We start from the raw sequence: 23,624 nt of genomic DNA on the forward strand, positions 1-23,624 counted from the left end.
TTACTCACCCACTGATTTAACAAATTTAGTAACCCATCTAAATCCTCTACCAGGTGTATAGACCATTTGAAGCATCATAGGAATATGCCTTTTGCTCTTCTGCACTTTAAAACTAGGCTCCGGCTCAAATTTCTTGTATTCCTTTATAAACCTATGGGTACCTTCAATAATACTCTCTTCGGTTTTTCCGCCCATCATAATTAGCATTGGGGGCATATTGTCATGTAAAAAATAGATCGGAGAGGTATCCTTCCACACTTCAGGTGAGTCGGTAAAGGTCTTCAAATGAGAAGTCCCTGGTGCATTGTTTTTCTCCTTAAAATAATGGTACATATCAAATCCTGCTGCATCGATTAAAACAGTCGCTGCAATTGGGTTTTTAACTCCCAAACTATCGAAATATTCATCCCGAATAGAAATAAGGCTTGCCAAATGGCCACCTGCAGAATGCCCTGAAACTACTATCTTTTCCGGGTCTCCCCCAAAATCCGCAATATTCTCTTCCACCCAATTCAAAGCCTTCGCAGAAGCTTTTCCCATACTATGGATTTTGTATTCAGGGCTTAAGGGATAATCAATTATGACCGTAACGATATTTCTCCTGGCCCACCTTCGCGCTATGAGGCTGTATTGTTCTTTAGATCCTGACCTCCAGCTACCTCCATGGATAAATACCAAGACAGGGAGGGCTTCTTTAATTTTTTTAGGCCTAAAAATGTTTAACCTTTTTTCAGGCAATTCACCTAGGTAACCTTCTTCCATATAAGTAATGTTCTCCGAAACAGTAATCCCCCTAAAAGAACAGGCCCCACACAAAAACAAGAGAAAACAGTAAACAAGTATTCGCATTTTAGTATCCATTTAACCTAATATACGGGAAATCAACCAATGCAGACCATTCTTAGAAATGCCTAAAGGTAAATAATAGTAGTTTTTTATTGAGTTTATTTCAAATAATAGTATCAATCCTTCCTAGTTAATTATTTTCGTGTCTTAATTCAAGTTGTAAATAAATGATTGAAAATTCTGCTATAAAGTTTCTGGACTTAAAAGCTATAAATCAGGGATTTGAGCCTGAACTCACTGAGACGCTTTTAGAGATCAGTCAAAGTGGTCAGTTTGTCAATGGAGAAATTTCTGAGAAATTTGAAAAGAACTTTGCGCACTATATTGGTACAGAACACTGTATCAGCTTAGGTAATGGCACCAATGCCCTTGAGCTGATTCTAAAGGCTTATTTGGTGATGGGTATTTTAGAAAAAAAGGATGAAATCCTTGTTCCGGCCAATACCTTTTTTGCCACTTTCCTTGCCATCTCCAATCAGGGGTTGGTTCCAGTCCCTGTTGAACCGGACCCTACTACTTTCAACATTTGTGCCTCTTCCCTTGAACAAAAAATCACTGAAAAATCCCGAGCGCTTTTATTGGTTCACCTGTTTGGCAGAAATGCTTTAAGCGAAGAGATAAAACAGCTTTTAGAAAAAAATAACCTCAAATTAATTGAGGACAATGCTCAAGCGGTTGGAAGTATTTATAATGGAAATAGAACTGGTGCACTAGGCCATTCTGCAGCGCATAGTTTTTATCCTACCAAAAACCTGGGGGCCTTAGGAGATGCCGGGGCCGTCACCACCAATGACCTTGAACTTGCCGCCACCATCAGGGCATTGGGCAATTATGGGGGCAAAGAGAAATATGTATTCGAGTACTTGGGTACGCATTCAAAAATGGATGAAATTCAGGCAGGTGTACTCAATATAAAACTCCCTTATTTGGATAAAAGCAACCGCTTTAGAAATGAAATAGCGGGAACTTACCTCCATGAGATCGACTCAATTCACCTGACCCTTCCGAAAGCTCCTGAGCAAAATCAACCTTTATCGCATACCTGGCATTTGTTCACTTTATTGGTTCCAAAAAGGGAAAACCTAATTCGACACCTCTCCAAAATGGGGATTGAAACAGCCATCCATTACCCCATTCCACCGCACCTTCAGCCCGTTTATCGCCAAACAGATTTTGGGGAATTGCCAATAACAGAGAGAATTCATCAAGAAACGCTGAGTATCCCTCTTAACCCTATCTTAAAGAAAACAGAAATTAAATACATTATTGAGGCAATCAATAATTGGGATGGAAAGTGAGGCCTCTGTTCTCAAAGCGCAATCAACCCCACTTATCCAAAATGAAAAAATCACAGGGATAATAAAGCCAATTCCTGCCTCACTGGAGAACAGTTCAGACAGGAATTGGCAATGAATTTAACTTGAAACAGTCAATAGTACGCCATTAACTAATTCAGTTTAATCTTTTCTTAGCGCTTTAAATGCATTGATCAATCCATTTGTAGAAGAATCATGAGAGGCTACCACCTCTTCAGATTTCAATTCAGGCAAAATTGATTTTGCCATGACTTTTCCTAACTCAACACCCCACTGGTCAAAACTGAAAATGTTCCAAATCACACCCTGAACAAATATCTTATGTTCGTACATGGCAATCAAAGCACCTAAAGTCGAAGGGTTAATCTTTTTCACCAAAATAGAATTGGTAGGCCTATTCCCTTCAAACACTCTATGTGGCGCAATTTTTTCAATAATTTCAGGAGATTTCCCTTCCTTCTTCATTTCTTCTTTTACCTCTTCAAGGGATTTACCATTCATTAAAGCTTCAGTTTGTGCAAAGAAATTTGACATTAACTTAGAATGATGATCACTTACCGGGTTATGTGTTTGGGCAGGCGCAATAAAGTCGCAAGGTATCAATTGAGTACCTTGATGAATCAATTGATAAAACGCATGTTGCCCATTCGTTCCAGGCTCTCCCCAAATGACTGGACCTGTTGAGTAGTTGACTTTGTTTCCTTCCCTGTCTGTATACTTTCCATTGCTTTCCATGTTTCCTTGCTGAAAATAAGCAGGGAATCTATGCATGTATTGATCGTAAGGAAGAATAGTCTCCGAGGTAGCACCTAGGAAATTAGTGTTCCAAATACCAATTAACGCGAGAAGGACTGGTAGGTTTTTTTCGTATGCTTCCGTTCTAAAATGCTTGTCCATGTCATGGGCACCTTCCAGCAGTTTTCTAAAATTATCAAATCCTATAGAACAAGCGATGGTCAAACCTATGGCAGACCATAAGGAATACCTTCCTCCTACCCAATCCCAGAATCCAAACATATTATCAAGGTCAATACCAAATTCACTGACGGCATTTCCATTCGTAGAAAGAGCGACAAAATGCTTGGCTACTTCCGCTTCATTTAGGGCTTGTTCTAAAAACCAATCTCTTGCAGTATGTGCATTTGTCATGGTTTCCTGAGTCGTAAAAGTTTTAGAGGCTATAAAAAACAAGGTAGTCTCAGGATTCACTTGTTTCAAGACCTCCGTAATATGAGAACCATCCACGTTAGAAACAAAATGTGTTTTAATATGTGAATGCTGGTAAGGCTTCAGTGCTTCTGTCACCATAACAGGACCAAGATCACTCCCTCCAATACCTATATTTACAAGAGATTCAATGGGTTTACCCGTATAACCTTTCCAAACTCCTTTGGAAACTTTCTCAGAAAAAGTCTTCATCTTGTCCAACACGGCATTGATATCTGGCATCACATCCTTTCCATCTACATACACCGGGACATTGGACCTGTTTCTCAATGCTGTATGTAATACAGACCTTCCTTCTGTCCCGTTGATAGGTTTTCCAACAAACATGTCTTCAATGGCTCCTCTGAGATCTGTTTGATTTGCCAAATCGAAAAGCGAAGAAAGAATTTTATCATCTATTCTATTTTTAGAATAATCAAGCAAAATATCCTTGAAACGAACGCTGAATTTCTCGAATCGAAGAGGGTCCTCTTCAAACAAGGATTTCATTACCAAAGAATTTGCGTCGGTGTCTGTTAGCTTTTTCCAGGCTTCAGTAGAGGTGGGGTTGGTATTTTTCATTGTGTTTATAAATTCAATTTTGAACCTTAAAGCTAAAAATAAATTTCAAGCATTTAAAAAAGTAATTCACTTACCTACTTTTATATTCGTAAAAAATCTCAGGCTTTTATAACAACTGGAAAAGAGCTGCTTAAATCAATAAAAACAAACATCCTTTTATTCCTTGTTAGAATTGCTTTCACCTGAGGGAATAAAAGTGCTGTCTCTGATCCAATTATAGCATATTGGTAAAAAGGCAAGTAACTATTTTACACTAAAATAAGCCTTAAACCTTCTGATTAAAAGATCAAATCGCTTTTGAGAGAATTCAAAATTCTATTGTATAATCCCAGCTAAAGCTACTTGAATACAAGCACAATTGGTCTTGAAACTAAAAGAAGGCATTGATCCGGAGTATCAATTTCAAAGTCGCGACAATTATTAGAAAAACAATACTTCTTCGTAATTCTTTCGTGTAATTTTTTATAAAAACACCATAAAACCAACAATTAAAACGTTATTTGACCAGATCAAAACAATCAGCATAAACGTTTAACAATCAGTACAACACATTCAAATAACTGGTGATTTTATAAAACAAAACAAAAAACCAGTTTAACCCCTATAAAATCCATCAATTAATATTCGATAATTAATATTTTAGCGATAACTTTGTAATCCCTCTAAAAAATCTAGAAAACCCTCCTAACCAACATAAGGAAAGAATAAGATTTGAAGGGGACGTTTATACTAAAAGTACTTAAACCCAAATTATGCAATAGCTTTTCTACTATTCGAAGCAATAATTTATCAAGTAGTCAAGCATAGCTCGAATTGGTGATTACACTACTTTACAAAAATAATTGGAACTGGTTATGCGAATGCTAATGGATAACCCGACTTGAAACATTAGGCTTACCTACATGTTTAGATGTTGGAAAGGCTGGGTACTAAGCAAGGTAGTGCTTTGTTTCCTTTCATTGTTTGTTTCAAATCGCAGGAATAAAAGAACTGAAACCCATTAATTTAAGTATAATTCTATTATATTAATATAATTGGTTAATTGGGTCTTTAATTCCCCTATTAACAGTAAAAGATAATTTAAAAAAAGCAATAACCAATATCGAATTAATTTTCAAGATACTTGGAGTCATATCAAGACTATTGAACACTAAAACAACCAAAAACCTTTGACTGCGTTTTTAAATTTAAAATTATTTTTTCTGCTTCTGTCACTTTTACAGTAGTATTTGCTACGCATATTTTGTTGGCTCAATCAAATTCAATTCAAAGCCAGATTGAACAATTACAAGCCATTGAAAACCAAGAGAATTTCATCCCTACTTTTGATTATATAGATCAACTGAACCGTTTAGGTGAATTGTATTACAACCGGAATCCAGACAGCACCTTTTTGTTGGCAATGAAGAGTCTGAAAGCGAGTGAGCAAATAGACTACAATAAAGGTCTGGTAGATGCCTATAGAAACATTGGTGCTTATCACAATATCAAAGGTGAATACAATCATGCCATGAGCTTTTTCAAGGAAGGCTTATCCATTGCGGAAAAAGAACAATACTGGTTAGGCTTAGCAAACATCTACAATAGCATGGGGCTAAACACCTACGAAAGGGGTGATTACACAGCTGCTGTAAATTATTATTTACAGGCTCTTGAAATAAAGGAGAAACATCTCTCCAAACTAGACCAAAGCAAAACACTTAATAATCTAGGCTTGGTGTTTATGGACTTTGGTGATTTGGACAAGGCCTTGAAATACCATACCAGAGCACTAAAGATCCGAGAAGAATTTAAAGACAAAACAGGCATAGCCTCTTCAAGGATTAACATCGCTCTTGTTAACAAAGAAAAAGGACAATTGGATGAGGCCATTAACCAATTCAATGTAGCACTTGAATTAGGGATTGACATGAATAACCGGCAGCTTATTTCCGTAAGTTATTTTAATATCGGAGAAATCTTATTGACTAAAAAAAGTTTTAAAGAAGCGCTTGAATATTTTGAGAAAGCATTGCTCGTCGACAAAGAAAGAGGAGACCGTGTTGGTATCGGATTCGACTTACTTGGAATTGGAGAAGCCCAATTGAATTTGAATAGTTTAAGGCTGGCCAAGAAAAACATCAATGAAAGCCTAAATATTTTTGTAGAAAGCGATATCAAGAGCAACATCGATAAAAGTCATTTACTGTTGAGCAAAGCTTATGAAATGGAAAACAATGGCATGCAGGCGCTGCACCATTTCAAATTGCACAAATTATACCAGGACAGTGTAATCAATTTGGAAACTGAGAAACAAATTCAGGAGATTAGCTCAAAGTATGAATTTGATAAAAAAGAAGCCGAACTACGTCAAAGTCAAAAGGAAAAAGAACTTCTTAACGAAAAAAAGATGGAGCGCAACATCCGAAATGGTGTTACCGTCATTCTTGTTATTTTACTGATTGCATTTTTGCTGGCAATAAGGTCTGTTAAAACCCAAATAAAAGCCAAGGCACTTGTGACCCGACAGAAAAATGAATTTGAGAATTTAAACAAAAGGTTGTTACAGCAAAAAAGTGAAAATGAAAAAATAACGAATCAGCTATTTCAAGTCAATGAAACCAAGGACAAGCTATTCAGTATTGTTGGTCACGACCTAAAAAGTCCAATAAATAGTCTAAAAGGGCTCATGCAATATGTGGTGGATGAAAAGTTGAATCAAGAGGAATTCTTAATGGTCTCTACTCAATTGAGAAATGAGGTAGAACAAGTTCATTTTACCCTCACCAATTTACTAAACTGGGCAAAAGGACAAATGAGAGGGATAGTAACTGATCCTATCGCATTTTCAATGCATAAAATATTAAAAGAGAACATCAACTTAAACCTACCTATTTCTGAAGGGAAAAAGATAAAGATCATTGATCAATTGGAAGAAAACACAATTTGTTTTGCCGACAAAGATCAAATAAATCTCGCCTTAAGAAATATTTTAAATAACGCCTTAAAGTTCACCCACAAAGGTGGGAGTATAATTGTTTCAAGTAAGAAATATGGTCAGGATTTTTGGGAAATTTCTATTAAGGACAACGGCATTGGCATGTCCGAGGAGGCCCTTAGTAACCTTTTCACTAATGAAATTGGGGGAAAGCGGCAATATGGCACAGAAGGTGAAAAAGGAACAGGTTTAGGGCTACAACTCTCAAAAGATTTTATCACAAAAAACGGGGGAGAAATAAAGGTTTATAGTGAATTAGGAAAAGGCACAGAAGTCCGTTTCACCCTCCCTTCAGCTTATTTCTAAGGGATAATAATAATTTTCTCTTTGGTTGGTAAATTAGAATTTAATACCTTATTTAATAGTCTGAACATTAATTGATAAAGTAGGTTTACTTATCAACTAAAAAGTAAAAATATTTGGTCATTGTTTAAAGTGAAATTTAATTAAGGAAATATGAAAGGAAAAACCTTCTTCTCGTTCAAAACAAAAATAGCCATTGCCTTAATTCTCATTTTGTTTCTCATTTTTGCGAAAAGCCTCGTGGATAAAAGCAATGTGGACGAATTAGAAGCTTCTTTTGTTACTGTGTATGAAGACAGGTTGGTCGTTCAAGACTATATTTTCAATATAACCGAACTACTTTTTAGAATGCGATTGGTGGTGGCCAATACCGAATCCATAGAACAATATTTGGCTGTCAAAAATCAAGTGATAGACTATCATGAACAGATTTTAGCCATTATAACAGGTTTTGAACGAACCTATCTTACGCCCAAAGAGGAACAATACCTCAATGATTTTAAGCAGTTGGTATCAGAAAAGCTAGAAATTCAAAGTTATTTTAGTAACCTGGAAACCTCTGAAAAAAACTATGAAAACAGTGTCCTGAGATTCAATTCGGATTTTGAGCGGGTATTCAACGATTTGAGGGAATTGTCTAAAATCCAGTTATTGGAAGGTAAAAAACTTGCCAACCTAAGCTATAGAATCAAAGCCAGATCTGACATATGGTTACAATTTGAATATGCGGTACTCTTCATATTACTAATTATCATAAGCATGCTCATCTATTCCTCGAGAGGATTTAAAGATGGAGAAAAGATCAAGCCTTGATTACCCAATTAAGATAATGGTAACACCTTAAGTTGAGGGATTTTTTTATTTTCCTACAGGCTCTCCTGCTACAAAACCAATGCCCTCTTACACATAATCTGTATTCTATCTGGTTGAAGGTATAGTTTGGTTGATTGTCAAATCAATCGTTTTTTCACTGGCTCTCTACCGTAGTGAAATATCGAAAAACCGGTCCTAGTTATAGTAAGGACAACATGAAAAAAAATTGGCGGCATTGCTGCTTTTTTCTGCAACAATACCGCCAAAACAAATGTCATCTATCAATGTTTTCAAATCTGCAATTACCCATTAACCCCTGGTCATTTGCTTTTTTTATTGGCTATAGCTGAAAGTAAAAACCCTACTAAGAAGATGACAACAGTACCAAATACAATGGTAAGGTTGGCATGAAAGGTACTTCTAAAGCGCATACCTTCTTCTAAAATTACCGGAGACAAACTCATCCAGCCAATGACCAATACTCCAAGTGCAACACCAATGGCCGCATATTTTTGCTTGATATTTTTACCAATGAAACCGAGCAAAAACAAACCTAGAATACCGCCACTAAATATAGCAGATAAAGCCCACCACGCTTCCAATGCACTTTTGACACCGTTAAATGCTATTGCTACTACAATGGCCAACACCCCCATTACAAATGAAGAGGAAAGCAATACCCTCATTTCACCTTTCCCATTTATATCTGGAGAAATATACTTCTTATAATGATCCGTAAGAATAATAGTAGCAGAGCTATTGATACTAGTAGAAATAGTACTCATACCAGCAGCGAAAATGGAAGCTATAAGCAATCCTGTCATTCCCACAGGTAAACCGCTAACGATAAAATAAGGGAAAACCTTGTCTGCCTGATCTACACCTCTAAATTCCACTGGCAACAATTCAGGCATTGCCTGGTAATAAGCAAAAAGCGCTGTACCAATAAAGAAAAACAGAAGCGATACTGGCACATACAAAAGACTACCTAATAAAGTAGATTTAACAGCCTCTTTATCTGATTTAGCACTTAAATAGCGTTGAACATAGTTTTGATCTACTCCGAAATTCTGAAGATTGATAAAAAGTCCATATACCAATATCACCCAAAAAGTACCCTCCGATAAACTGAATCCAAAACTTCCTAAGCTGAACTTATCGTGTTCAGCTCCTATGGTAAATACCTGCCCAGGTCCTTCTGGCATGGAAAACATAATGATCAATAGACAAGCCAGCGCGCCAGTGATCAAAACGATCCCTTGAATGGCATCCGTCCAGATAACGGCCTCAAAACCACCCATAATCGAATAAATCAGTACACTAATTCCTGTAATGATAATAATAACAGGAATGCTCCATCCAAACATTACATTCATTGGCAAAGCCAACAAATACATAATGGCACCCATTCTGGCCAATTGTGTTAGCAAGTAACAAATGGAGGCATAAGTTCTGGCCCATGGCCCAAATTTAGTTTCCAGATAATAGTAAGCCGAAGGGTTTTTGATCCCTCTATAAAGCGGTACAAAAAACTTGACCGCTAAAACTGCCGCAATTGGTATGGATAAACTAAAGACAAATCCGCTCCAATTGGACAAATAGGCATTTCCTGGAAGGGCTAAAAAACTAATACTACTTACGAAAGTAGCAAAAATAGACATTCCTATAGCCCAGGAAGGCAGTCGTCCCCCTCCCGTTATATAGTCATCTGCGGATCGCTTTTTAAAGTAAAAGGAGGCTCCAAAAAGGATAATGGCCAACATATATGACAAAAATACAACGAGATCAATAAGGGGTAAATCCATTCTTTTTACTTTTTTAAATGATTATTTCAGGGGTAAACACTGATTATGCCATAGGACTCGCACTCAGTGGTAAATTCATCAGCGAATCAAAACAGCTAGAGATATAAATCTCAAAACGATTGATTGGCTCTAATTTTTTCACCACGAAGATTAAATCACTATGGCATATTTGGGTTATACGTATTGTTTATAAGCTGCGAGCCCAATCAATTTTTTTCTAATTACTTCAATTTCGTCTTTTTCGAAAGCGGATAGTGGCGTAGCTAAATAGCCAGTGCCTATACCCAAGATAAACATAGACGCTTTCAATCCTTTTAGGAAACTTGATCCATAAGATCCCATGGCATAAATTTCATCAGCCAATTCCATCGCCATTTCCTGAAGTCTTCCAACCTCTTTCAAATCACCTTTATCAGCAGCGTTGTATAGATCTACAAAAAGCTTAGGGAAAACATTGGCCCCTCCACTTACACCACCATGCCCGCCCATAAGGACAGTAGCAGCCATCATTTCTTCAGGTCCTACAAGCAAGGTGAAATCAGGTCTATTCCTGAAAGCATAAATCATAGCATTGAAAAACACAGCTTGTCCTGAGCTGTCCTTAAGCCCATAAACATTTGGGTGTTTAGACAATTCCAAAACAGCTTTCTGGGTCATCATTGTTTTTGTATGCGAAGGCATGTTGTACAAATACAATGGTAGGGTCAAGTTATCTGCAAGTTTATTGAAATAAGTGATCAATTCACTTTCCCCCAAACCATAATAATAAGGCGGTGCTGCCACTACTGCTGTAGCACCAGCTTCTTTTGACAAGCGACTTAAAGCCAGGCTTTCCTCAAGAGAGGTGTCAGTAATACCAACCAATACCGGTACTCTACCATTGACTAGTTCACAAGACAATGTAATAAGCTCTCTCCTTAATTTATAGGAAATATTGGTACATTCTCCAGTAGTACCAAGAATGAAAATACCATGAACTCCCCCAGCTATCAGGTGCTCTATAAGTTGGCTAGTTCCTTCTTTGTCTAGATGATCATCGTCCAACAAAAGCGTTGCCATAGGAGGTATTATACCTTTTAATGGCTCTTTTTTTAAATCTCTCTGCATTTCTTATTCGTATAAATAGGCATTGAAAACACCTACAATAATCTGGTTACAATTGTGTTTATTTAATTTTACTTGGGTCTACCACTGCATATTTGACAGTTTTCCTGTCATAGGTGTAGGTCATATGAACCATTCCATCCTTGCTTTGAATGATTGCAGGATAGCTATAGCCTGATTCATTTGGTTCGTTTTCAAGGGTCATAAAAGGATCCCAGGTCTTGCCATCATCAGAAATCGCAAGATTAAGAATGTTTCTTCCTTTAGGTTCTTCGCCTTCTTTCGTGCTATGGTTATAAATCAATAGTTGTCTACCATCAGCCAAAGTCACTGCATCTGTACCTGAATTAGGGTTAGGAAGTGAGGTAGCCACCATAGGTGACCAGGTCTGACCATTGTCTGTAGACCAACTTTCAGAAATCACATCCTGTCGGGTACGGCATAAAATCTGAAGGGAACCATCTTTATGAAACAAAACACTTGGCTGAATCGCATCAAATTCAACTCCGTCATTGATAGGCCCTACAACTTCCCAGGTCTTCCCATTGTCTTTGCTGATTTCAAAATGAACCATCCAAAAGGTATCATCATCTTTTTTAAACTCTGTACTTGTTGGAGCGATTATAGTCCCATCTTCAAGTTGAACAGCCTTGTTCTTTACTGGACCTAAAAGAGGGCCAATGGCTGGGTCTTCTCCAAGTTTTTTAGGCTCAGACCAAGTCTTACCATCATCGTCCGATGTGATCAACATGCCCCACCAGGTTCTAGGATCTGGACCAACTTTGTAAAAAAGCATTAGAGGCCCCTCTTTGGGTTGAAACAGCACTGGATTCCATGTTGGATACCTTAAGTTCTCATTCTCAATACCATTTGCTACTTCTACAGGTCTTGTCCATTTTCCATTTTCCAAATGAGTAACCCTTATTCCTACATCAGGATTTTTTTCATGTGTTCCTGAAAAGAAAGAAGCGACAATTCCTGAAGGAGTTTCCACCAAAGTGGAAGCGTGAACCTGAGGAGTAGGTCGATCGTCCAATGAATAAATAAGTTCGGCATGTACAAGTGCTCCTTCCCCTACTTTTTGTTTTCCGGTAGGTGAAAGTTTCCTGTAATATCATTGGGTGCCAATTGAACGTTCTCTTGGGCTTCCGCTTTTTTCTCATTGCTTCCTCCACAGGAGTTCAGCATCAAACCAGCGGTTATTGCGAGTAAAGTAAGTGTTGTTTTTTTCATGTTACAGGCCACAAAGTGACGTTTTAATTCCCAGTTCATTCATTGCCGCCGCCTTGGCATAGCAAGCGTCAAGAGCACTGGCTTTATCTGTAGCATAAACCACATGAATATGATTTGCCTTGTGCCTTGCCATCATTTGATCGCGGGTTACACCATCTAATACACCATGCATTATCGGCCACTCAGGAGTTGTCATGTCCCATCTTCTTTGTGTTTCTTCGGCTGGCAACTCTACCACCTTACCTGTTCCCAGGTCACAATGCAATTGGTCATCCATCACATAAATCCTACTCCAAACAATATGTCCAGGTTTACTTACTCCTTTTAAACTTCCACCACCTAATGGAAAATACATAGGTGGTTGCCTGTCGCTACTTGCTCCTTTGTATCCACCTATAAAATGTGATGGAGGGGCAGCACCTGAAATCAGGAATACCCATACAAATTCTTCCTTACCGTTGACTGTGAAGTTTTCTCCATACCTTAAATCATGAAGCGTATTGTCTCCAACCAATCCTAATTTCTCCCAAAGCTTATAAGTAATCAGACTGTCAAGTCCAGCACATTCATCCACTTCATTGAAATGAGGCAAGGCTTTACCAGCGATGATTTCAACTCCTTGCTCATCACGTACCGGAGGCCGCTCTGTATTGTTAAGCAAGCCTTCTACAAGATCACTGGCAGGGGTCAATTCATTGAGTCCCTGCTGGTATTGAATACCAATAGTATCACAACCAAACTTATTGGCTAACCTTAGGGCAGCCACATACATTTTGCATTGCTCAAGCGTTTGCTCCCTGGTAAGCTCTGTCTCTGGTTTGGTTCCCCCAGTTAAAAGTCAACCCTCTATCTAACAACCATTGTAAAACTTCTTCAGCTTCTTCTGAAGAAACATTTCGCATGGCCGCATACAAGGTAGATTGACTTAATCTTTCTTTAAACAGCCCTGTTTTGTGCAATAAATGATCAGGAATAATGGCATTAAACATGCCCATACATCCTTCATCAAATACGCCCATAATGGCTTTATTTTTTCTGAATTCTTTGGCAAGTTCAGTTCCTGTTTCTAAGGCTTTAGCAGGGATACTGCTTGAATCAAAAGCCTTTACATGGCTTAGATCATGAGTGATTTTCCCTGATTCCAACCACTCTTTAAAACCATTTAAAAAGAAGCTGTCCTTAAAATCCTGGCTCCAAAGCGTAGAATAAGGCACTCCTGCTTTGGTCAAAGAGCCATTAAGATTAAGCATCCCTACCAATCCAGGCCATTGTCCACTCCAGTTGGCTATGGTTAAAATAGGTCCTTTATGGGTGGTCAATCCTGCCAATACATGGTGGGAAAACTGCCACACACTTTCGGCAACGATCAATGGCTTCTCAGGATCTATATCCCTAAATACATCCATCCCCATTTTCTGGGAATCAATAAATCCATGCCCTTTTTCTTCATCATATTTATGTGCCCTGATGACCTTAATTCCCAAGTCATCAAAAACTCCCTGGAGGCTGTCTTCCATATCTTTTTGTGCTTGCCAACAGGTTTGATTGGCTGGAAGTCTTAAATCGCCACTTGCAATCAGGTATATTTCTTTGCTCATTATCAGTCAGTATTTTAGTTATTTGGTTCTATTATATTTCAATATATTAAACTAACTATTGGGAGTACTACTCAGATTCCCTATAATCAGGCCTATATTACTCAAAAAAAATAGGATCGGTAAACATTTTATTTGATCGGGTTTTCGTACCAAATTACACCCAGGCCTTTCTTCGACCCATCAGCTGCGGTCTCCTCTGAAGTGATAATATCCAAATCCCCATCTGAATCTACATCCTTCAATAGTATAAAGTCATATTTAACGCCTTCCTTACCACTAATATCTATAAAATAAGGTGTATCAGTTTGGAAACCCATCATCGCAATCACACCCGATCTATCCAATGCTACTTCAAAAGAAGCCAGTAAATCCAGTTCTCCATCCTGGTTAATATCGGCTATTTTAACAGATTTACCCCGCCTTCCTCCTATCTTAGGGTAGCTAATGTTTCGACTTTCCCACTTCCCATTTTTTCTTTGAAAATGTTCCCATCCTTCGTATAAATCTGGTACTATGAATTCCAGTCCATTACTGCTATTAGGGTTTTCAAAGAAATCCATAAACATGGGTTCTCCGTCCCTGATGCCAAGAAAATGATTGTCCCAAGTGTTGCTTAAAAAATTTTTCCCAGGGTTTTCCATCCACCTCAATCCCCGTAAATCCCCTTTTCGATCTGTAATTACAATGTCAACCTCCCCATCCGTATTCATGTCCAAAAGTTCTATGGACATTACCCAACCAAGGCTAGAAATCTCATGGTATTTCCAATCTTCCATTATCAGGGGATTTTCAGGTGCTTCTAACCACCCCAAAGTTCCATTTGGATCCTTAGATCCAACAACCAGATCCATCCCATTTTCCCCATCCAAATTAATAGGTCGTCCAAACATCCACTTCGTTTTTCCTATAGTAACTGGAATGTCTTTTGATATCCAATTTTGGGCCTCTAAATAATCCACTGCATCAGCAGGCGCCCAATGAATAGTGACCCGCTGGTGATCCCCTTCGGATAAGGTGATCAAATCCATGAACCCATCTCCATTCAAGTCTGAGACAAAAGCGTCTTCCACATCTGGAGAAGGCAACTCAATATAAGGCCATTTTTCTTTGGGGTTTTCAGGCTGCAAATAAATACGAGAAATGCCCCCTTCTTCCCATCCTGTAATCAGATCAAACTTCCCATCATTGTTGACATCTGAAAATTTGGTCCCATCCGAACCAAATGAAGAATCATCAATGGCATGTCGCTGCCAAGGAGGAGAATCAAGGACTGTCCTATAGCGCTCTTGACCCAGCACTATACCCGGTTCAAAAAGCGCTATAGAAAATAATCCAATCCAAAACCATTTAAATGTTTGCATCAGTCAACTAATCCTGTTTAGTACTAATGATTCTTCTATTGTTATATATCTTCACCATTTGTTCATCGTAGGCTTCGTTAAAAACATCCTCCTCTGTAAAATGGGTCATTAAAACCTGTTGGTCGATTGTTCGGTTGCGGTCGTAGGTGATGTAAATGGAACCATCAGCAGTTTGTTGACCATCGGGATAAGAAACGTTTATCCTTTCGTCCAACAATAGCCCTTTGGACCAGGTTTTTCCATCATCCTTAGAGATAAACGCCATTAAATGACTTCTTTTGGTTTTGACGGATATTGGACCATGTTTTACCAATAGTAGATTCCCTGATTGTAAACGACGAATAAAAAATCTGGCAGCAGGGTGCTCAAATGAAGTTTCTTTTAGGTCAGACCATGTTTTCCCTGAATCACTAGAATAACTTTCTCCAATTCCATAAGTGGTTCTTACCAGGGCCCATAGTTTGCCATCCTTTTTTTCAATAAAGTGATGCTCATCATAATTCCTGAATTCTTTTGGCACATGTACGCCACCTCTGACTACCCATGTCTTTCCCTTGTCACTTGAAACCACCATTTTGGCACTATTATCCGTTTCACGCCAGGTTGAGGCAGGCAATACCCAATCCCCATTGTTAAGTACAAATGGTTTACACATCATGACACCGTCGGTCAACCTTCTCGGGGCAGACCATTTTGTACCTCCATTTTCAGATTTCTCACCTATGATGGCCCATACGCCGCCTATCTTGGCATCTTTGTCAACCGCTTGTGCCCAAAACACCCAAACCTTACCCAATGGATCTACCCAAACTTCAGGGTCAAACGCTCTCACCATCCCTTCACCGTCAGGGTCTATTACCAATGTCTCCTTCCAGGTCTCTCCTTTGTCTGCACTAGAAGAAAGTACGACATAATTGTGTTCATCTTCATGGGGACTGATGCCAGCATACCACACCGTCCAAAACTCGCCATTTTTCTCATCTATTGCCAAACTGGAGATTCCAGAAAATTTTCGGTTTTCTATCTTATGGCTTGGTTCATATTCAGCAAACGGAACAACTTTTGGTGGATCCATAAATGAGCTATTTCCCTGACTGTACACGGATTGTGAAAGCAAGGGAATAATCATTAGAGCAAGAAAAATAATTGTTTTTTGTTTCATTAAAATCTAATTTTATTGGGGTTTATACTGTCAATCCTGAAAATTACCACAAGTTATTACCCTTTAAAAGAAAATTCACTAAAATTTCATTTTTCAAGAACGAAAGACTTTCCCTGAGGGATAATTTTTATATATTGAATTTTAATGTTGACAAACTCCATAAAGATAAATGAGCCCATTAAAATTAGACCGAAGAAAATTTATAAAAGGAAGTACTGCTATGGCCACCTTGGCGAGTGTCGGAGTACCGACAATGGCCTTCTCTGCTAAAGACAAAAAATATAAAGTTGGATTGATTGGTACAGGATGGTACGGGAAAAGTGATTTGTTCAGACTTATCCAAGTAGCCGATGTTGAAGTAATAGGCATAGCTGATCCAGATGCCCACCAATTGGATGAGGCGGGTAAACTGATAAGCCAAAGGCAAAAGTCTGGAAAAGTACCAAAAAAATATGCGCACTACCGCCAATTGCTGGATGAAAACAAGCTTGACATTGTACTGATAGGAAGTCCTGACCATTGGCATGCCCTTCAGGCAATCGACTCCATCCAATCAGGCGCAAATGTATACCTTCAAAAACCTATCAGTGTGGATGTAATGGAAGGTGAAGCGATTTTGGCTGCTGCTAGAAAGCATAAAAAGGTCGTGCAAATAGGTACACAAAGGAGGAGTACGCCTCACTTGGTAGAGGCTAAAAAGAACATTATTGATAAAGGTTTATTGGGCAAAATAGCTCATGTGGAAATGTGTTGCTTTTACCATATGAGGGCCAATGGCAATCCGGAAATTCAGCCTGTCCCTGACTTTTTCGACTATGACCTATGGGTAGGTCCTGGCCCTATGAGGCCTTTTGATGGCCTTCCCCACAGAAGATGGTGGCGCACCATGATGGAATACAGCAATGGCATCACAGGTGACATGTGTGTACATATGTTTGATGCGGTACGATGGACTTTGGGACTGGGTTGGCCCAAAAGTGTATATGCCACTGGTGGAATATACGTTCAAAAAGGGGGTAAATCGACCACTGCAGATACCCAAACGGCTACTTTTCACTACGATGACTTGGATTGTGTTTGGAACCATCGCTCATGGGGAACAGCTCAAGACCCTGAATACCCCTGGGCCTACATCATTTATGGCGACAAAGGAACCCTTAAAGCTTCTGTCATGAAATACGAGTTTATTCCGCAAGGGAAAGGCGAAACGATAAAAGGTGATGTGGTTTTTGAAAAAGAAGAATACCCTGAAGACCTCAAAGAAAAGGACATTGAACTACAGGCTGCCCCAGCCACCAGGGCTCACATGAAAGACTTTATTCAGGCCATAGAACAAGGAGGAAGGCCTGTTGCAGACATTGAAGAAGGACATATTTCTACCGCCAGCTGTATCATGGCTAATATGTCTATGAAATTAGGCAGACCATTGGCATATGACCCTGTGAAGCGCATTGTCATTGATGATGAGGAAGCCACCAGACTGTTGTCTAGAAAATACAGGGCTCCATTTATGCACCCAGACCCAAATGAAGTATGATGAATCACAGTTTCTTTGCCTTTTGGACAAAAATAACCAGTGCTTTGCTGGCCTTGGTTATTTGTTTTCAATTACCCCATCTTTTGGGCAAACCAAAGTTAAAATAAAGGGGGAGAAATTCCATATTAATGGCAAGGCGACGTATTCTGGGCAAAAGTGGAAGGGCCATGAAATTGAAGGCCTTTTAATGAATTCAAGAATGGTACAGGGGATTTTTGATGACTTAAACGACGAAACTTCTAACCTATGGAAATATCCTGACACCGGAGAATGGGATGCAGACAGAAACACTTCTGAATTTATAGATAACATGGCCAATTGGAAGGCACATGGCATGTTATCTTTTACCATTAATCTGCAAGGTGGCAGTCCGGAGGGTTTCTATAAAGTCCAACCATGGCACAATTCTGCTTTCACATCCGCAGGTGAGCTGAGACCAGCTTTCATGAATCGATTGAAGAAAATTCTTGATGAAGCAGACAGATTGGAGATGGTCCCGATTTTAGGCTTGTTTTATTTTGGCCAGGACAGGAGACTCGAAGACGAGGCTGCAGTAATACAAGCTGTGGATCTTACAATCAATTGGCTTCATAATCACAATTATAAAAATCTGCTCATAGAAATCAACAATGAATGCAATTTAAGGTATACCCATGAAATCCTCAAACCTGAACGGGTTCATGAATTGATTTTAAGAGCCAAATCCATAGAGAGGGATGGGTACAGGTATTATGTCAGCACCAGTTATGGAGGTGGATTTATCCCCCTTCCCAATGTAGTGAAAGAAGCTGATTTTATTTTATTGCATGGAAATAGCGTGTCCGAACCAGAAAAGATTGGGGAGATGGTAGCTGAAACCAGAAATATCGAGGGCTACCATAAAATGCCTATCCTTTTTAATGAAGACAATCATTTTGATTTTGACAAAGATTTCAACCATCTAATTGCTTCGGTTTCCGCCTATGCATCTTGGGGATATTATGATCCCCGAGAGAAAGGGGAAGGATTTGAAGATGGCTTTCAAAGTGTTCCTGTGGATTGGTCTATTTCTTCAGAAAGGAAAAAAGGTTTTTTCAATTTATTAAAAGAAATTACGGGCTATTGAATCGGGACAATACAAATGTTTTGGCTGCCCTTTTACTGGGCTAAAGAGAAAGCAATCTGAAATTCACCCATAAAAAAACTCCGCCTTTAATTAAAAGGGCGGAGTTTTTTATTATTTACTTTTTATCAAATTAAACTTTGAATCCTTCTCTATGATTTCTGCCTACAAATTGGTTGGCTTCTTCTAGATTGGTAATTCTCATGTTTTCACCATCCCACAATAGTTTTTTCCTACCGAAGAATTCAGCTTTACCTTCGCTATTTTCTCTTTGTAGCATATAACTTCTGGTGGCAAGATTACCCATCAAGACCGTTTCGGTCATTGGACCGGCATAGTCAAAAGAGGAAGTCAAAGCCTTGTGTTCTGAGCTATTGAAACCTGCTTTACAAGCATCTACCCATTTGCGTTGGTGACCATATTCTGGCTCATCAGATTTTTCTACTTCAGGACCAAAATCAGTCGTTCCATCATTTAGGTACAACTTAGGCATCAAAGGAGAGCTATCATTAATATTGGTAGAAATGATTCCTTTTTCTCCTATGATCAGTACACCATTGGCACTGTCTCTTCCTCCGATATCACTGTCAGCAGGAATGATATCTGGATGAGAAGGTTTGATACCTCCATCACTCCAGGTCATTTCTATTGGTGACCTACTCTTGGTAGTTTCATCAAAATGAAGGGTTATGAATGAAGCTGGAGGACAACTTTTTGGATAATAATCCGCAGTCCACATATCGGTATAGATCGAAGCCACACTGGCTTCAGCATCAGTTGGATACTTTAAGCCTAAAGTTCTGAAAGGTATATCGATCAAGTGACATCCTACATCTCCCAATGCACCTGTTCCATAATCCCACCAACCTCTCCAATTGAATGGGTGAAGATTTGGAGTATAGGGAATATATTCAGCTGGACCTAACCATAAGTCCCAGTTAAAATCATCTGGTTTTTTGGAAGGTTCTGGTTTTGGGAAAGGAATTCCTTGAGGCCAAACAGGTCTATTGGTCCAAACTTGTACCTTAGACACCTTACCGATTTTATCGCTATCAATCCAACCTTGTACCATGTTCAACAATGGATTGGAACCGCCTTGATTACCCATTTGGGTTACGATCTTCTTGTCCCTTGCCATTTGCGTAAGCAATCTGGCTTCCTGAATATTGTGTGTCATGGGCTTTTGTACATATACATGTACGCCTCTATGCATGGCATAGGAAGCAGCAGGACCATGGACATGATCAGGGGTAGAAATGGTGACCGCATCAATGTCTTTTTCTTTGTCGAGCATTTCTCTAAAATCAGCATACAGCTTGGCTTTAGGGAAATTTTCTACAGAGCGTTTTGCCGATCCGTTAAAATCCACATCACACAATGCAATTATCCGCTCTCTACCGTTTACGGAAGCATTCTTAATATCACTGGCACCTTTTCCTCCAGCCCCAATAGCGGCTATATTCAACTGGTCACTTGGAGCCGTAAATCCTACGCCACCCAAAACATGTCTGGGAACGAATGCAATAGAGGAAACTATCGCAGCATTCTTTATAAAAGAACGTCTGGAATTTTCCTGATTTTCATTTTTTGGTGATTTCATGGTCATCTTTTATGAATTGATCTATTTTAGGTTTAAAATTTATTAACTTCTCTATTAATAAAAATGTAAAAGTCTTTTATAGTATACTGATTTTTAATGGTATTCGACCACTGTACCAGCAATTATTTCCATAATTGGTCAATGCCTGTGATAAAAACAAAATATTCCTTTAAAAGGATGAGGGAATTATTGCCCTTATTCTCTATTCTTAGTCTTTATATAAAGCTCCTCCACCTTCTCCCTCGCCCATGGCGTTTTCCTTAAAAAAGTCAAAGAAGATTTGAGTGTAGGATTATTTGTAAAACAGCGAATATTAATCCGCTCTCCCAATTCTTTAAAACCGTATTTTTGTACCAAATAATCTAAGACATCCACTAGTCGGATTCCATGCAATGGGTTATTTGGCTGTTTTTCTTTTTCGTCTGTCATTGTACCAAAAATAAAGATAAAAACCTTTTTCTCCTATTTATACCCGAAATATGCTTTGAGGAAATAACAACGACTTTAATCAAGTGCTATACGGTTATTTGATAATTAAAAAGCCATTCGATTTTAGCTACCGAATGAACCCTTCTGTTTTAACAAGTTAACCCTTGAATTACTGAACCTGAGTTTAAAATGGATGTAAAATTATGGTTTAAAGAATCGATGTAAGTCAAACTCGAAGACTGGGAGAATAAAAGGTTGGTTAGCGCTTTGGTAACGAGATTTCACCAACAATTAAACCCTCAAAAATTAGTTACTGGCATATGATTGAAATACACTTAACGGTACGTATATTCCAACGGTGGACGCAAGGCCATGATCCAAAAAAGTACGAGAAAAATATAAAAGGATGGAGTTATTGAACATATTTGATACGACCTTACCGCTGACAAATCCAGTATTGAAATTCCTTTCTATACTGGTCATCATCTTGGTAGCTCCGATTATTTTAAATAAAATAAAAATCCCTCATCTTCTAGGGCTGATTATAGCAGGAGCCATTATTGGACCCAATGGGATTAACCTAATGGAGCGGGACAGCAGTATAATTCTTTCAGGGACAGCAGGTCTTTTGTACATAATGTTCCTTGCCGGTTTAGAAATAGACTTGGCAGAATTCAAGAAAAACAGCAAAAAAAGTCTGGTTTTCGGCCTATACACATTCAGCATACCAATGGTAATGGGAACATTAACAGGGCTTTATGTCTTGGGATTTTCATTAGCAACTTCTATTTTATTGGCAAGCATGTTTGCCTCTCACACCTTAATCGCTTATCCATTAATAAGTAAAATGGGTGTGGCTAAAAACAAAGCTGTCAACATAACAGTTGGCGGAACCATGATTACGGACACCTTAGCACTTTTAGTTCTTGCGGTGATTGTTGGAATGACAACAGGAGAAGTAAATACAGAGTTTTGGGTAAGGTTAACTATTTCTATCCTTGTTTTTGGATTAATTGTAATGCTCCTTTTTCCAATTATTGGCCGTTGGTTTTTAAAGCGGTATGATGACAGTGTTTCCCAATACATCTTTGTTCTGGTAATGGTTTATTTAGGCGCAGTTTTGGCTGAAATGGCGGGGATTGAAGCGATTATTGGCGCATTCTTATCAGGTTTGGCGCTTAACCGTTTAATCCTACATACCTCACCTCTAATGAACCGGATTGAATTTGTAGGGAATGCCATTTTTATACCCTTCTTTCTTATTGGGGTAGGAATGTTAATAGATTACCGTGCTTTTTTCAAGGACATAGAAACCATAAAGGTTGCATCGGTAATGATAATCGTGGCAACAACTGCAAAATTCCTTGCTGCCTGGATCACCCAAAAAACCTATAAGTTTTCAGTGGATGAACGCCGGTTGATATTTGGGCTAAGTAACGCTCAGGCGGCTGCAACTTTGGCTGCAGTTTTAGTAGGGTACAACATCATCATAGGAGAGACCGAAACAGGTGAACCCATCAGATTGCTCAGCGAAAGCATCTTAAATGGAACGATCCTGATGATACTTTTCACCTGCACAATTGCTTCGTTTGTGGCCCAAAAAGGTGCTCAAAACATTGCGCTTTTAGAAAGCACTGAATCAGCAGATGAGGAAGAAAACCAGGAAAAAATCTTGATTCCAATTAGCAATATCGAAACAACAGACGAACTAATCAATTTAGGAGTACTCATTAAATCAAATAATAACAAAGATGGGCTTTATGCCCTTAGTATCGTTGACAACAATTCAATGGATGGTTCGGCGGATAAACATGCCAAGAAAATCCTACGAAAAGCATCCGTAACAGCTTCGGCAACAGACAATTTTGTACACGAACTCCTTCGCTATGACTTAAATATTGTAAATGGAATTACAAGTGTTGCCAAAGAAAACAAAATCACAGACTTAATTTTAGGTCTTCATATAAACAAAGGCATTTCAGAGTCATTCTTAGGCAATCTAACAGAAGGCATTTTGACAAAATGCAACGTTACAACCCTCATTTATAAACCAACCCAACCGTTTGGAACAATCAAAAGACATATAATAATCGTTCCTGAAAATGCAGAAAAGGAAATCGGGTTTCCTTTTTGGCTCATTAAGGTTTGGAATATTGCAAGGAACTCGGGTGCTAAATTACTTTTCTATGCCAACAACGACACTTTGAAATTCATAGAAGAAATTCAATCTAAACATCCAATAGAATGTGTTTTTGAAGAATTCAGCAATTGGGACGACTTCCTCATTCTAGCTAGGAGTTTTCGCAAAGACGACAATTTAATAATTGTCTTAAGCAGAAAAGGGAAGCTTTCTTATCATGGCAATATGACAAAGATCCCATCCTATTTAAATAAATACTTTAGAGGCACGAGTTACATTTTAATTTATCCAATGCAGACAGGGGTTGCCGACAGTTCACAAATTCAATTGAAAAACGCGACATTTATTGAACCCCTAGAAAAATTGGATGAGATTGGAAAAACCATTGCGAAAATATTTAGAAGAAAATAAAGGCTTTACACCAAACAAGGGGACTGAAATAATATTGAATATAGTGGCAAGTCCAAGATTATTGCTTAAAAAAAAACAAATACGAATTCGAATCTGCAC

General features: G+C 38.6%; 18 protein-coding genes. 6 read left to right on the forward strand and 12 right to left on the reverse strand.

What is annotated here, in order from left to right; translation table 11 throughout:
• Positions 1-849: an alpha/beta hydrolase gene (locus ADICYQ_RS17495; RefSeq protein ID WP_235114787.1), complete on the reverse strand. Its 849-nt coding sequence runs from the start codon at positions 847-849 to the stop codon at positions 1-3.
• 164 nt (positions 850-1,013) lie between these two features.
• Between ADICYQ_RS17495 and ADICYQ_RS17500 the strand changes: the two genes are divergently transcribed.
• Positions 1,014-2,144 (forward strand): DegT/DnrJ/EryC1/StrS family aminotransferase, encoded by a 1,131-nt coding sequence (locus ADICYQ_RS17500; protein WP_020891129.1) that lies wholly within the window; start codon positions 1,014-1,016, stop codon positions 2,142-2,144.
• A gap of 159 nt (positions 2,145-2,303) precedes the next feature.
• On the opposite strand, the gene pgi is transcribed toward ADICYQ_RS17500, so the two are convergent.
• Entirely contained in the window at positions 2,304-3,950 is a 1,647-nt protein-coding gene (gene pgi, locus ADICYQ_RS17505; protein ID WP_020891131.1) for a glucose-6-phosphate isomerase, read from the reverse strand.
• Between the two features lie 1,246 nt (positions 3,951-5,196).
• On the opposite strand from pgi, the gene ADICYQ_RS17510 reads away from it, so the two are divergent.
• Complete coding sequence (locus tag ADICYQ_RS17510) at positions 5,197-7,233, forward strand: tetratricopeptide repeat-containing sensor histidine kinase (protein WP_152520500.1); 2,037 nt, start codon at positions 5,197-5,199, stop codon at positions 7,231-7,233.
• A gap of 150 nt (positions 7,234-7,383) precedes the next feature.
• Positions 7,384-8,043 (forward strand): MCP four helix bundle domain-containing protein, encoded by a 660-nt coding sequence (locus ADICYQ_RS17515; RefSeq protein ID WP_020891134.1) that lies wholly within the window; start codon positions 7,384-7,386, stop codon positions 8,041-8,043.
• Positions 8,044-8,363: 320 nt separating this feature from the next.
• On the opposite strand, the gene ADICYQ_RS17520 is transcribed toward ADICYQ_RS17515, so the two are convergent.
• The 8 genes from ADICYQ_RS17520 to ADICYQ_RS17545 form a co-directional block, all read right to left on the reverse strand.
• Positions 8,364-9,848 (reverse strand): sodium:solute symporter family protein, encoded by a 1,485-nt coding sequence (locus ADICYQ_RS17520; RefSeq protein WP_040416930.1) that lies wholly within the window; start codon positions 9,846-9,848, stop codon positions 8,364-8,366.
• A gap of 174 nt (positions 9,849-10,022) precedes the next feature.
• Positions 10,023-10,955, reverse strand: coding sequence for a dihydrodipicolinate synthase family protein (locus tag ADICYQ_RS17525; RefSeq protein WP_020891136.1), 933 nt, complete (start codon positions 10,953-10,955; stop codon positions 10,023-10,025).
• A gap of 58 nt (positions 10,956-11,013) precedes the next feature.
• A complete protein-coding gene (locus ADICYQ_RS17530) occupies positions 11,014-11,988 on the reverse strand; it encodes a sialidase family protein (RefSeq protein ID WP_020891137.1) in 975 nt (324 codons plus the stop codon).
• Between the two features lie 38 nt (positions 11,989-12,026).
• Entirely contained in the window at positions 12,027-12,185 is a 159-nt protein-coding gene (locus ADICYQ_RS28925) for a hypothetical protein (RefSeq protein WP_161625613.1), read from the reverse strand.
• 1 nt (position 12,186) lies between these two features.
• Positions 12,187-12,951, reverse strand: coding sequence for a hypothetical protein (locus ADICYQ_RS28930; RefSeq protein WP_235114789.1), 765 nt, complete (start codon positions 12,949-12,951; stop codon positions 12,187-12,189).
• Positions 12,952-12,967: 16 nt separating this feature from the next.
• Positions 12,968-13,783: a putative L-fucose isomerase gene (locus ADICYQ_RS28935; RefSeq protein ID WP_020891140.1), complete on the reverse strand. Its 816-nt coding sequence runs from the start codon at positions 13,781-13,783 to the stop codon at positions 12,968-12,970.
• Positions 13,784-13,911: 128 nt separating this feature from the next.
• On the reverse strand, positions 13,912-15,144 hold the full coding sequence (locus ADICYQ_RS17540) for an FG-GAP repeat domain-containing protein (protein WP_020891141.1): 1,233 nt from the start codon (positions 15,142-15,144) through the stop codon (positions 13,912-13,914).
• A gap of 7 nt (positions 15,145-15,151) precedes the next feature.
• Positions 15,152-16,306 carry a sialidase family protein gene (locus tag ADICYQ_RS17545; protein WP_020891142.1) on the reverse strand — a complete coding sequence of 385 codons (1,155 nt, stop codon included), beginning with the start codon at positions 16,304-16,306 and terminating at the stop codon, positions 15,152-15,154.
• A 169-nt stretch (positions 16,307-16,475) separates the two neighbouring features.
• Between ADICYQ_RS17545 and ADICYQ_RS17555 the strand changes: the two genes are divergently transcribed.
• The gene (locus tag ADICYQ_RS17555) at positions 16,476-17,843 is read left to right on the forward strand and encodes a Gfo/Idh/MocA family protein (RefSeq protein WP_020891144.1); all 1,368 of its coding nucleotides are present in this window, start codon (positions 16,476-16,478) and stop codon (positions 17,841-17,843) included.
• Positions 17,833-18,948, forward strand: a complete 1,116-nt coding sequence (locus tag ADICYQ_RS17560) for a hypothetical protein (protein ID WP_020891145.1) — start codon at positions 17,833-17,835, stop codon at positions 18,946-18,948. Before ADICYQ_RS17555 ends, ADICYQ_RS17560 begins: the two co-directional genes overlap by 11 nt.
• A 130-nt stretch (positions 18,949-19,078) precedes the next feature.
• On the opposite strand, the gene ADICYQ_RS17565 is transcribed toward ADICYQ_RS17560, so the two are convergent.
• Both ADICYQ_RS17565 and ADICYQ_RS17570 read right to left on the reverse strand, forming a co-directional pair.
• A complete protein-coding gene (locus ADICYQ_RS17565; RefSeq protein ID WP_020891146.1) occupies positions 19,079-20,545 on the reverse strand; it encodes a Gfo/Idh/MocA family protein in 1,467 nt (488 codons plus the stop codon).
• 195 nt (positions 20,546-20,740) lie between these two features.
• Positions 20,741-20,974 (reverse strand): VF530 family protein, encoded by a 234-nt coding sequence (locus ADICYQ_RS17570; RefSeq protein WP_020891147.1) that lies wholly within the window; start codon positions 20,972-20,974, stop codon positions 20,741-20,743.
• 406 nt (positions 20,975-21,380) lie between these two features.
• Here ADICYQ_RS17570 and ADICYQ_RS17575 point away from each other — a divergent pair, with 406 nt between their 5' ends.
• Positions 21,381-23,525, forward strand: a complete 2,145-nt coding sequence (locus ADICYQ_RS17575; RefSeq protein WP_020891148.1) for a cation:proton antiporter — start codon at positions 21,381-21,383, stop codon at positions 23,523-23,525.
• Positions 23,526-23,624: the final 99 nt, after the last annotated feature.

Source organism: Cyclobacterium qasimii M12-11B (genome assembly GCF_000427295.1).
Classification (GTDB): domain Bacteria; phylum Bacteroidota; class Bacteroidia; order Cytophagales; family Cyclobacteriaceae; genus Cyclobacterium; species Cyclobacterium qasimii.

Excerpts from the sequence above, each read along its gene's own strand:
- ADICYQ_RS17495 (WP_235114787.1), bottom strand. The coding sequence starts at position 849 with ATGCGAATACTTGTTTACTGTTTTCTCTTGTTTTTGTGTGGGGCCTGT.
- ADICYQ_RS17500 (WP_020891129.1), top strand. The coding sequence starts at position 1,014 with ATGATTGAAAATTCTGCTATAAAGTTTCTGGACTTAAAAGCTATAAAT.
- pgi (WP_020891131.1), bottom strand. The coding sequence starts at position 3,950 with ATGAAAAATACCAACCCCACCTCTACTGAAGCCTGGAAAAAGCTAACA.
- ADICYQ_RS17515 (WP_020891134.1), top strand. The coding sequence starts at position 7,384 with ATGAAAGGAAAAACCTTCTTCTCGTTCAAAACAAAAATAGCCATTGCC.
- ADICYQ_RS17520 (WP_040416930.1), bottom strand. The coding sequence starts at position 9,848 with ATGGATTTACCCCTTATTGATCTCGTTGTATTTTTGTCATATATGTTG.
- ADICYQ_RS17525 (WP_020891136.1), bottom strand. The coding sequence starts at position 10,955 with ATGCAGAGAGATTTAAAAAAAGAGCCATTAAAAGGTATAATACCTCCT.
- ADICYQ_RS28925 (WP_161625613.1), bottom strand. The coding sequence starts at position 12,185 with ATGAAAAAAACAACACTTACTTTACTCGCAATAACCGCTGGTTTGATG.
- ADICYQ_RS28935 (WP_020891140.1), bottom strand. The coding sequence starts at position 13,783 with ATGAGCAAAGAAATATACCTGATTGCAAGTGGCGATTTAAGACTTCCA.
- ADICYQ_RS17540 (WP_020891141.1), bottom strand. The coding sequence starts at position 15,144 with ATGCAAACATTTAAATGGTTTTGGATTGGATTATTTTCTATAGCGCTT.
- ADICYQ_RS17545 (WP_020891142.1), bottom strand. The coding sequence starts at position 16,306 with ATGAAACAAAAAACAATTATTTTTCTTGCTCTAATGATTATTCCCTTG.
- ADICYQ_RS17555 (WP_020891144.1), top strand. The coding sequence starts at position 16,476 with ATGAGCCCATTAAAATTAGACCGAAGAAAATTTATAAAAGGAAGTACT.
- ADICYQ_RS17560 (WP_020891145.1), top strand. The coding sequence starts at position 17,833 with ATGAAGTATGATGAATCACAGTTTCTTTGCCTTTTGGACAAAAATAAC.
- ADICYQ_RS17565 (WP_020891146.1), bottom strand. The coding sequence starts at position 20,545 with ATGAAATCACCAAAAAATGAAAATCAGGAAAATTCCAGACGTTCTTTT.
- ADICYQ_RS17570 (WP_020891147.1), bottom strand. The coding sequence starts at position 20,974 with ATGACAGACGAAAAAGAAAAACAGCCAAATAACCCATTGCATGGAATC.
- ADICYQ_RS17575 (WP_020891148.1), top strand. The coding sequence starts at position 21,381 with ATGGAGTTATTGAACATATTTGATACGACCTTACCGCTGACAAATCCA.